Raw genomic sequence first — 10687 nt, 5'->3', positions numbered from 1 at the left:
CGTGATATGCACAGGCTTACCAGGTGTGACGCCACACTGATAACCATATCATGGTACCAAATAGGTGAATACCGAATAGAATATGGGCAGGAAATATAGACTTAAGGTTAGATGCCCTTGCGGAATGCAACTAACCTGATTGAACGAGGCTGCGGTTGGTGTTTGCGGACCTATGGGAAAAAGTGGTTTAAAGCGCCCGATCTTTAAGCTGAGACATATCCGGCAGCCTTGAAGTAGTTCCAGTATTCTTCTGGCTTATAGAGGTCGCAGATTTCTGTGAGAGCGTGGAACATGTCCGTGCAGGTTCGCGCGCCGATCCTTCGCAGGTGCGCTTTCAGCTTTGAGAAGGCCATCTCGATCGGGTTCAAGTCGGGGCTGTATGGCGGCAGGAACAAGAACCAACACCCAGCTTCACGCATGGCTTTGGCGGCTGCGGTATTCTTGTGCGTGGCCAGGTTGTGCAGGATGACGATGATGCCCGGTTCCAGTTCTGGTATCAACACCTGCTCAATGTAAGCGGTAAAAGCTTCGCCACCCATCGCGCCCTTGATGACCCAAGGTGTAATCAGTGCGTCAGCGCCGAGGCCTGCGATGAAGGTCTGCGTTCCCCAAGGTCCAAAGGGCATATCCATCACCAGCCGCGCGCCCCGTTGTGACCATCCACGCTGACGGGTCAGGTTCGTTTTGACAGAGATTTTGTCAATGAAGACAACACGTTCCGGTCGGGTTGCGATCGCTGGCAGGCGGTATCTGACCCAGTCCTCGCGCTGTTTCCTTACCTTTGCACGGCGTCGCTCGGTCGCGACCAGCGTCTTTTTTATACGTGAAGCCAAGCTTGCGCAGAAAAATGCAAAAACAAGATCCAGGCAAGGAAAACCTTCAGGACAGGGAGGCCCGCAACGGTGCTGCGTTTACGCAACGTCAGGAAGACATGCAAGCGGGATATCAGGGGTGGTTTCCGACGCCGGTTCGCGCTGTGTTGGAAGGGAGTACGGGGCAGCGCCCGGGCAGGAATGAAATTGGACGGACCCGTTTCCGGGCAGTGCGTCGTGCAAGACGTGCATGTTCCTGCCGCAACGACGAGGGAAAGTCTTCTGGAGACCGATCGCTCCGCGCCCCCCATCTTTACGCAGCGACAGGTGGAACCGCAAGCACTGGTGGGAAATGGCGCTGGATGTGGCGCACCCCATCGGAAGGTGTGACGCGGCTATCCGCCAAGTGCAGGCCGGCCTCGCGCAGAAAGTGCACGAGGCCGGTTGTGGGTGATGACGTCTCCCTGTTCCGGCATCACGGGTCCGGAGATGTCGTTCACCACGAGGGGGTCAACCAGTGAGAACCTTCCAGACCTGCATCTCCAATTACCTAAAAAGAGCGGAGTGGGAAAATCATCTGGTTCAGAACTGTCAGACGGCGACGGCGCTTTCGGCCGGGAACAGCGATCAAAACTTCATGGCGGGCTTTTGCGATGTCAATCGCCACCAAAACAGGCTCGTCCTGTGCAATAATGGTATCGGTCATAGTCGGTCTCCCTTGCGGTGTGGTTTGTTGCAAAACGGCTAGGATCACCTGCTGCGCTATTTGGCCCAACAGCCTCGAAGGTGCACAGATAGGGGTTGTAAGGAACACAATAAGAACATAGGTGTAGCGACCATTTGCTGCATACACGAAAACCCTACCGCATACGCAAACGATCCTTCAGGAGGGTGGGAAGCGGAAGTTCGCCGCATGTGCGAAATTCTAAGCGCTGAGAGTGAAAGCCGACATTCGCTGCACTCCAACTCGTCATATATGAATTTCCTTAGGCCTTCTCGCGTTTCTTGGGAACTCCTTGACAAGTCAGCTGCTTGGGTCTTCGCAAGTCATCAATGCAACTTAACCTATTGTGATTGGTTCTCGTAAGCACCACATTTAGTGCCATGTCTAAAACACGAAACAATCACTACGTACCAGAGTGGTATCAGAAAGAATTTTGGGAGCCTGGCAAAACTACACTTGCTTACCTTGACTTGTCGCCTGAGCAGTTCACCCGTTCTGATGGCACAGTTGGGTTCAAGAAAGACCTGCACAACGCTCCGCCGCCGCGTGCCTTCGTTAAGAGAGACTTATACTCAACGTTTTTTGGAACGGCGGTAAACGACGAGATCGAAAGAAAGTTATTCGGCGATGTGGATACGCGAGGCGCTCTGGCCGTCAGGGCGTTTGCCAGCGGAAACCAGGTGAAATGCCACGAGCACTTCACGACTTTCTTCGAGTACTTAGATTCCCAAAAGTTGCGCACACCTAAAGGGTTGTCTTGGCTCCAAACTCAGTACCCGTCGCTTTCCCAAAATGAATTGATGATGGAAATGCAAGCCCTGCGTATGATGCACTGTACTATTTGGGCAGAGGGCGTGCGCGAGATCGTTTCTGCCAGTGAAACTGACATCAAGTTCATCATTTCCGATCACCCCGTCACGGTTTTCAACCATGCAGCACTGCCCTGCTCTAAGCTTTGTCAGAATTCAACAGATCCCGGCATCGAACTCAAGTCAACGCAAACAGTATTTCCGCTGGATCGTAATCACTGCTTAATACTGACGAACCTTGAGTATGCTCAGGATCATGGTTGCAACCCAACGCAAAAGCGCACCTTTGCGCGGCGATTTCGCAGCTCGATATTGAGAACTGACGCCTTCATAAGAAGCCGCTCATTAAGTTCAGGCGAAGTAGAGTCCATCAACAAAATCATTCGTTCCCGTGCCCTTCGATATGTTGCTGCTGGTCGGAAGGAGTGGCTTCCCAATCCGATCACAAACAAAAAAGAGTGGAAATCTGCCGGACAGGTGCTTTTACCTCCATCAGATGAACTGTTCCATTTTGGCGGTGAAACCTATGTGAAGTATGAAAACGGCGAAGTTGCCTATCAGGACGAATTTGGACGCGGTGAGAAAGAGCGCGATTTCTTGAAAGTTGAACTTCCAAAGGGAAAGCTCCGGTCGGTTCAGCCTTGTGGTTGTGGTTCAGGCAAACGATTTAGAGACTGCTGCAAAAGAAAGCCTGTCCATTTGCGCCCCGTTTGGGGACAAATGAGCATACGAGAACGAAATCAGGCGCTATTCCGGGGTATACAGAACATCTTGGAACTTCAACCGGATCAGGATTGGGTAGATGTTCGGCGCTCCATAACTGACGAGAAAATCAGCAAAATTTACTCGGTTTACGAAGCACTTTGGCCATTAGAAACCGACCTATTGGCGTTGTTACCGAAACCAGATGGAACATCGCGGGCTGTTTACACCGGCATGCTACACCCGAGCAAAATCGCAGAGGCTGCACTTGGGAGTTCGCTACTGTTTGATGAATTGCTGATTCAACACCCCTTTGTGAACCCACGTTCACTGAACGAGAAATTTAATCCGGTTAAACGCCCGCAAGCCTATCGGCAAGAAGTCCTCAAGAGTGTACTTTTGATAATTCAGCTCATGCCGCTGATCGAAGCTGGCTTAGTCAACCTGTTTCCTGATCCTTGGGAATTTGACTACCATCTGCGGGATCACACCATGAATCTTGCGGAGGAAAGGGGACGTGTACTGAGGCCAATATTGGAGGCCGACGAGGAAATGCTTGCCGTGCACGAACAAGAGTTCAAACGTAGTTTCTTCCAAGTTTCTGAAGAAGGGCAACGAGCGCAGATAAAACAATTCTCGCCGGATTGTTCAGACGAAGATGTAGAGGCGGTTCTTAGTGCATTAGAAGCAATGAAAGAACGCGACCCTTACGCGGTGCTACAAAGTGATCCGCCTATGGTGGGTGAAGAAAACGGGCAACTTCACTTGTTGAAGCTCGCACCGAATTTCGAGATGACAATGTATATCGCCCAAGCAACCGGGGCGGCAATCGTGACTGACAGTGCTGTGCGATGGCGAGAACTTATGTTTACGATAGTGGCGCGCGAAGGGAAGGCTAGACACTGCCTCAACGATCTCGCTAGTGCCTTTGGGGACTCATTGTTACCCCTTCTCCAAAATCCAGTGGAAGTGCTTGAATGGCGGCGACAAGCTCTGCCTCGACCCCATGCCGCTCTGATCGGAAAGCTCTTTTCCTATTTGGCCAAGGTGGATCGTACGGGTGTTAAGCCAAACTTTGAGCAGCATCTATTGGCAAGCCTTACAAAGAGCAATTCCGCATACAAGGAGGTAATTGAACAAACAGATTTCCTTCGGAGTAACGTGAAGATTGAGTGTGCGTTTCCCAAAGGGGGAATTTACGACAGCACCATCAATCGACTCCTCTTGATGTCCAGTTCAGAGCATCACATGCCGAGCGTGCCAATGGCTCTCTACTTGAATAAATGCCCCCGCAAATAGGACTTCAAAGACCTAATTGGCTTAAAGATGGATTAATTAATGGTTGAAAAACTGCGCCCCGGGAAAAGAGTTCTTTGCGTTGAACAGGAAACTGGGAGGTCCGTGCCGGGTTTCTTCAAGTACTCAAAAGAAGATATCGAAACACACCTGACTGCATTTGATGGATTTTTACATTTCCCCGAGAAACAGCGGATAAATTTGCTGACTGAACATCTCCAGTTCGTAACTCTATTTCAAAACTTGGTGGGCCCTGGCTCTAGGTCAAAAAATAGCGAGCCACCACTGAGATGTGACACGCTGGGGATTCGTTCAAACATGGCGGTTATTGGTGATTGCCCGTGGAAGGTAGGGATGCAGGTTAAACAGGCTTCCTTTGAAGTTCCTCATGCGCTCCGCATACTGGAAAACTCAACTTTGAAGTCACGACTGAGCGGTAATCGAAGATATGAAGAGGCAGACCGCAACCTTATACGATCGAAAATCGACGGTGTGGAGGTGTCTGTTTGGTACGCTGCACACTACGCTGGCGACGACTTCCCGAGCGAATGGTGTCCCAGATTTGACGTTCGGTTTGATACGCCGAGGCCCATTGATGATTTTACCGAGACACTATTTCTAGTCGGTTCATTTTTGTCATTTTGCCTTGGTGTCCAGCTAAACTGGGATAATGTCGCCGTCTCAAGCATGGATGACATGGAGATAGAAACTGCCATCAAAAACCAAAAGATGTTCGATTATCATCAGGTAGTTTTCCTACAAAGCGATTTTCAGCCTAACTTGAATAGTACGGGAAATTGGGGGAGTCCCTGTCTGTGCTATAGCGATGACGAAGCCATAGCTTTTTCGAATTGTTTAGCAGCTTGGATCGAACGAGCCCCTAAATGGAAAACATCATATGGACTTATGATGTCTTTCTTGCGGCATAGAGGTACGATCGGGCCCGAGCGATTGTTGGATGCCTGCAAGTGCCTTGAGCAAATTCCAGGTGCAGAAAGCCTTTCTGTTGTTGGCGGAGAGGATATTCAGCAGATGGTTGACGCTGTGCGACAAGCAGCCAGCGAGCTTGGTCACGGCCACCTTTCTGGCAGGCTGACAACTTCTATCCAGCGTGTCGGTAATGAAGATCACGAGGCCCGTTTCAAGAGGCTTCTATCCGATCTCCTCGACGGCAGGCCGATTCAAAGAGAACCATCAGATCGAATGATTAGTGATCTCAAGAATGCTATGCGGCTTAGAGGACATGCGGCGCATCGGGCTCTCCGCACAAATACAGACCGAGAGTTCCAGACGCTTGCAAGGGCGACCAGTGCAGTCGAGTGTTTGTGCTTTTTGTTGCTGGCTTCGGACCTACCTATATCAAAAGCTGGCAAAGAGCGCATTTACCGAAACCCGCTCGTGTCAGACTACGTCAACGCATTTTAATGCAACTTACCGAAGCCGTGGACCTATCCGTCATTACCGAACTATCCGGATGCTGCGGATGCAGTTGGCAGCGTCAAGTTGGCCCATGCGATCGATTGGTTCTGCACGACGTGCGAAACCGTTATCAAACCGCCCTCTTTGATGAAGGCTGCAAAATTCGTTCTCTGCACATTGCTGCCGTCAGGTACTTCCAGTTCGGTGCACGCAGCTAAGGTCTGCTTAGTGACCGTGAGTTCAGCGAAACTTCAATCTCGCGAATGCCGCAGACGGCAGCAAAGAGGGCTACAACCGCAGCATTGCCATCATCTGTCGAGTTACTGTTTTGGGCCGTCCTTACATCGCATAGCGACCCCGATCGCGAACGTTCTGCACCGCATCCGAGTTCAGCCTCGAGCCCTTTCCACCATTTGATTGGCCAGCAATCGTCGCAGACGATAGTCAGTGTTCCATGGAAAACACTACGATCATCGCAATGACTTGGTGGTTGGCCCGCTGACAGGGTGGCCGGATGACCAAACATATTCCGAGGCCGCCGTAAGGGCGGCCTTTTGTTTTCCGAGCTTCCCGATGCGCCGCCTCCCGTTTCATGAGAAAACGCAAATGAACCGACCAACCATTCTGACAGGTGACCGCACCACGGGGCTGCTTCACATCGGGCACTATGCAGGCTCGCGTGCAAACCGGCTGCGCAATCAAGACAGCCATGAACAATTTCTGCTGCTGGCAGACAGCTCTTATTTCGTTAAACTCGGTCATCATTCTGTGACTCTCTGGCAAAACGTTGCTAGATATTGTGCTTGTGACCTAAAGGCATGAATACGAATGAACCTTACCTCTCTTAAATCTGCACTTCTTGATCTTCCCGCTACGGGTAAAGATGGCTTTGAGGGTCTCCTTGCTCTAGTGCTTGCCCGAGTATCCGGGAACCCGATGCGTCTAGCAGCAAGCGGCTTTCAGTTTGGTGTAGATGGGCAAGGCGAAAACCCGGCGAATCCTGTTTGTTTTGAGGCAAAAAGATACTCGTCGAAGCTTACGCGAGAGACAGTGCTCACAAAGATAGCAGATCTTAGCCGTCGCAAATCCGAAGCCGAAATCCTCTGGGTTCTTGGAGCAACGGTAGCGGTGCCAAACCAACTTGCGCAAGATCTGTCCACTGATGGTGAAAACCAAGGCATTGCAACGCTGGTCTTAGATTGGAATGACCAAGAATTGCCCGCGCTTGGCATTGTTCTGGCCAATGCCGGAGACGACATCCCAGCGTGGATCGCGAGCAGAACACAAGCCGCAGTGACCGAAAGGGAAATTGAAGGTGAGCTACTTTCCCTGAAGAATAGTGAAGCCGTGAAACTTCGCTGGTTATCTCTGCAAACCGAGTTTAGCGCCAAAGAGATTTCTGGCAGGCAGGCAATAGAGGCCAACAAGAAATGGTTGTAGGCAACGCTCTCATCAGCAGCGAAAGCTCGCTATCGCCTTGGGCAGCCGACTGCACCTCTCAATCCTGACGCACCGACCATAAGGCGTGAATCTCATTTACAAGCGATCGAAGGTGGACATTGCAAGGAAACGACCTGTCTCGTTCTAGGAGCGGAGGGAGTTGGAAAAAGCTGGGTTACTGCAGAAGCTGCTGTTCAGTTTCCGGGGCTTACGGTTGCGCTAAGCGCTGAAGCACTAGAAGGCGTCAATCCTGCAGGCTTTGAAAACCTTCTCGTTGAGGTTTTTGCCCAACAAACAGAAAACGCTCCGGGCAGCGCAGATCGGTGGCGACGCAGGCTTCTTGCTTGGGAAGCGGTACCTCCAAGTGAGAGCTTCATGGTCGTGGTAGATGGCATCAACCAAAGGCCTGATCTTCCATGGGATAAAATTCTCAACGCGCTTGAAGCCCTGATCGAGATGCGCGGCGGTAGGCTGCTCATCACAAGCCGTCCGCAGTATTACCAGCGTCAAGTCCAGAGAGGTTTCAATCGCAAGCAGAGAGTGATCGTTGCGGACTGGAAACGGATACTGTGAAAGCTTCAATGGCCGGTTCAGGGATGAGCTACTCAACGGTGAAATCTTCTACAGCCTACGCGAAGCCCAAATACAGATCGAATAATGGAGGAGAAACTACAACACCAAACGCCCCTACAGTGCTCTGGGCTATCGCCCGCCAGCGCCAGAAACCATCATCCCGATGGATCACAGGCCGATCATGCACAAACAATCAATTTGGACCAGTCAGATCAGGCTATTTAACCTATGCCCGCGTGGCGATCTGCAAACTCTACACTGAGAAGACCGCGGTCACGGTGACCGACCTGCTCAACGACCGCGTCATCCCGTTCTTTGCCGAGCACGACATCAGCCTGCTGCGCATCCTGACCGACCGGGGTGCCGAGTATTGCGGCAAGACCGAGAACCACACCTATCAGTTCTATCTGGCGGTCGAGGATGTGGATCATTCAAAGACCAAAGCAAACAGCCCGCAGACCAACGGCATTTGCGAGCGGTTCCATCGAACCATCAAGGACGAGTTCTACGACATCGCCTTCCGTAAGAAGCTCTACCGGTCGGTGGAAGAATTACAGACCGATCTGGACGCGTGGTTGGCCAAATATAACCAGCAACGGCCACACTCGGGAAGATACTGCTATGGCAAAACACCTATGCACACCTTCCGTGAAACGTTACACATCGCTGTAGAAAAAACCTATCAAAGCGCCCGACTAATCGGACAGCGTACAACATCTCCTCAGCACTGAAAACTGAGATGCTCCTCAGATCAAGTCTGAAGTCTTACACACTAACTTTCAATTTGGACTTCTCAAGTGGGATTGCTCACTCCAGTTTCCGGCATTTCGCATTTGCCGTGCTTCCTCGAACACATAAACTTGAAGATGGTGTGAGGCAGTTCTGACGCTTCACAACTAAAGGAATGTCTCCCCTTTTAATGTGTTTTGAACCTGTTGCAAAGGTTCTGAAGCACTAAGCTTGGCGAGCCTTCAGATACAGTGTCTCACACCAACTGTCTGACGTCAGCACCAATGGGACAGTTTAGGTCGATTTGATAAGAGAGGGTTTCTGGCTCATCGTACCCGCCAAGGAGTGGATCTATGGACGCCCCCTGCGCAAGGTGTTTTTTGTGATCGTGTTGACGGCATTGGATGCGTGAATCTATCCGGCCTTTGATAGAAGCACTTTGGCTCCTGGCCTCGATGGGATCCGCTGATTTCAGTGCCTTCCAAGATGACCGGCCTTTGATGGCCACCACTCCTTACAGGCTGTGAATTGGCGGCCCTTGCCGTTACACCATCGTCTCATCACCTCGCATTCTTAGAGCGCCGGTACTTTCCGGGCTGCCCGCTACACCGTTTTGTAGAGTTCTCCACTACGCAACACGGCCCAGGCAATGCGTGCTGTTTTGTTAGCGATTGCGACCAACGTTTTGTTGTGACCCGCACGTGCCAGTAAATCCTGTGCCCATTTCGAACGTTGATCGTTACGGTTGGCGATCCTGATTAGGACGGACCGGGCACCGTGGATGAGCTGGCGCCGCAAGTATTGGTTGCCTCGTTTGCCTATGCCACCAAGCCGAGGCTTGCCTCCCGTCGTATATTGTCTGGGAACCAGACCGATCCATGCGGCGAGTGCCCGGCCAGACGAGAAGTGTCGGCCGTCATCAACGGCAGCGATCAAGGCGGTGGCGATCACCGGCCCGACGCCGGGAAGGGTTGCCAGACGTTTGCACCGCTCATCGGTCCGGCAGATCGTGATCAGCTTACGGTCGAGCTCAGCGACGTGTTTGTCCAACGCTTCGAATTCGGCGATAAGTGCGTTGAAGTTCTCTGTTGCTAGCGCCGACAGCTTGGCCTCAGTGACAGCATTCCTGATGGTTTTGCGGAACCGACAAGCACCGACTGGAATGACAACGCCGTACTCTCCCAGGAGGCCGCGAATGTGATTAATCAATCCAGTCCGTTGTGTAATGAGCCGGTCGCGTGTTCGGTGCAGCATCTGCAAATCCTGTTGCTCCGTCGTCTTCACTGGGACAAATCGCATAGTCGGGCGCAGTGCGGCCTCATAGATCGCCTCGGCATCAACAGCGTCGTTCTTGGAGCCTTTAACAAACGGCATGACGAACCGTGGATGAATGAGGCGCACGGAATAGCCTTGAGCCTCAAACTGTCGACCCCAATGATGAGCGCTGGCGCAAGCCTCCATGGCGACGGTTTCCGGTGAATGCTCCTGAACGGCGGCTTCGAGTTTGGATCTGGTCACCTTCTTCGAGATCACCTCGCCCTGATCGGTGATCCCGTGGATGTGAAACGACTGTTTACCCAAGTCAATCGCAAGTAACTGCATTCTGTGAACTCCTTCTGCTTGCTACGTTTGCCGAAAACTATCGGCGTCGGTGCAAGGGGCGTCCATTCCATAAGATGAGAAAGAAACCCGGAACCAAGCCGAGCTACGGTGAGAAGGTCGTAAAGGGCATTCGCCGTGCGACCCGCAAACATTATTCGGCGGAAGAGAAGATCAGGATCGTGCTGGACGGCCTAAAAGGTGAGGGCAGCATTGCAGAGCTGTGCCGTCGTGAAGGCATTGCACAGAGACTGTATTACAGCTGGTCCAAGGAATTTCTGGAAGCCGGTAAGAAACGTCTGGCAGGCGACACGGCCCGTGCAACGACATCGACCGAGGTCAAAGATCTGCGCCGCGAGGCACGCGATCTGAAAGAAGTGGTTGCCGAACAGGCTCTTGAACTGCGGTTGCTCAAAAAAGCATGATCGCGGATGGGGGCGACGACGAATGAGGTATCCTGCATCTGAAAAGCTGGAGATCATCCGCCTCGTCGAAGTTTTCCGAATCTGCCGACCAAGCGCACTTTGGAGAAGCTGGGCATTCCGAAGACCATCTACTATCGCTGGTACGACCGATATCTCGAC

The 10687-nt window shown here is 52.0% G+C and carries 6 protein-coding genes and 4 pseudogenes; 7 read left to right on the top strand and 3 right to left on the bottom strand.

From position 1 onward, the window contains the following. Positions 1 to 203: 203 nt before the first annotated feature. Both ACR0DT_RS24550 and ACR0DT_RS24545 read right to left on the bottom strand, forming a co-directional pair. Positions 204 to 833, bottom strand: a complete 630-nt coding sequence (locus tag ACR0DT_RS24550) for an IS630 family transposase (protein WP_480713279.1) — start codon at positions 831 to 833, stop codon at positions 204 to 206. Positions 834 to 1392: 559 nt separating this feature from the next. Beyond that, positions 1393 to 1518 (bottom strand): annotated as a pseudogene (locus ACR0DT_RS24545) (IS110 family transposase); the annotation flags it as partial. 398 nt (positions 1519 to 1916) lie between these two features. Here ACR0DT_RS24545 and ACR0DT_RS24540 point away from each other — a divergent pair. The 6 genes and pseudogenes from ACR0DT_RS24540 to ACR0DT_RS24515 form a co-directional block, all read left to right on the top strand. Further along, entirely contained in the window at positions 1917 to 4346 is a 2430-nt protein-coding gene (locus ACR0DT_RS24540) for a DUF4238 domain-containing protein (protein WP_480713278.1), read from the top strand. Between the two features lie 39 nt (positions 4347 to 4385). Beyond that, positions 4386 to 5768, top strand: coding sequence for an ApeA N-terminal domain 1-containing protein (locus tag ACR0DT_RS24535; protein ID WP_480713277.1), 1383 nt, complete (start codon positions 4386 to 4388; stop codon positions 5766 to 5768). Between the two features lie 822 nt (positions 5769 to 6590). Beyond that, positions 6591 to 7202, top strand: coding sequence for a hypothetical protein (locus ACR0DT_RS24530; RefSeq protein WP_480713276.1), 612 nt, complete (start codon positions 6591 to 6593; stop codon positions 7200 to 7202). Positions 7203 to 7577: 375 nt separating this feature from the next. Continuing rightward, positions 7578 to 7775 carry a hypothetical protein gene (locus ACR0DT_RS24525; RefSeq protein ID WP_480713275.1) on the top strand — a complete coding sequence of 66 codons (198 nt, stop codon included), beginning with the start codon at positions 7578 to 7580 and terminating at the stop codon, positions 7773 to 7775. After that, positions 7762 to 8037: pseudogene (locus ACR0DT_RS24520) on the top strand (integrase core domain-containing protein); the annotation flags it as partial. The gene ACR0DT_RS24525 and the pseudogene ACR0DT_RS24520, both read left to right, overlap by 14 nt. Next, positions 8000 to 8506: pseudogene (locus tag ACR0DT_RS24515) on the top strand (integrase core domain-containing protein); the annotation flags it as partial. The pseudogenes ACR0DT_RS24520 and ACR0DT_RS24515, both read left to right, overlap by 38 nt. 601 nt (positions 8507 to 9107) lie before the next feature. Here ACR0DT_RS24515 and ACR0DT_RS24510 read toward each other — a convergent pair. Beyond that, positions 9108 to 10106 carry an IS110 family RNA-guided transposase gene (locus tag ACR0DT_RS24510; protein WP_480713274.1) on the bottom strand — a complete coding sequence of 333 codons (999 nt, stop codon included), beginning with the start codon at positions 10104 to 10106 and terminating at the stop codon, positions 9108 to 9110. Between the two features lie 74 nt (positions 10107 to 10180). Between ACR0DT_RS24510 and ACR0DT_RS24505 the strand changes: the two are divergent. Continuing rightward, positions 10181 to 10687: pseudogene (locus ACR0DT_RS24505) on the top strand (transposase); the annotation flags it as partial.

The sequence above is a fragment of the Ruegeria sp. BI11 genome (assembly GCF_056538005.1).
The sequence above is the reverse complement of the archived record's forward strand: the minus strand, read 5'-3'. Positions and strand labels throughout refer to the sequence as shown.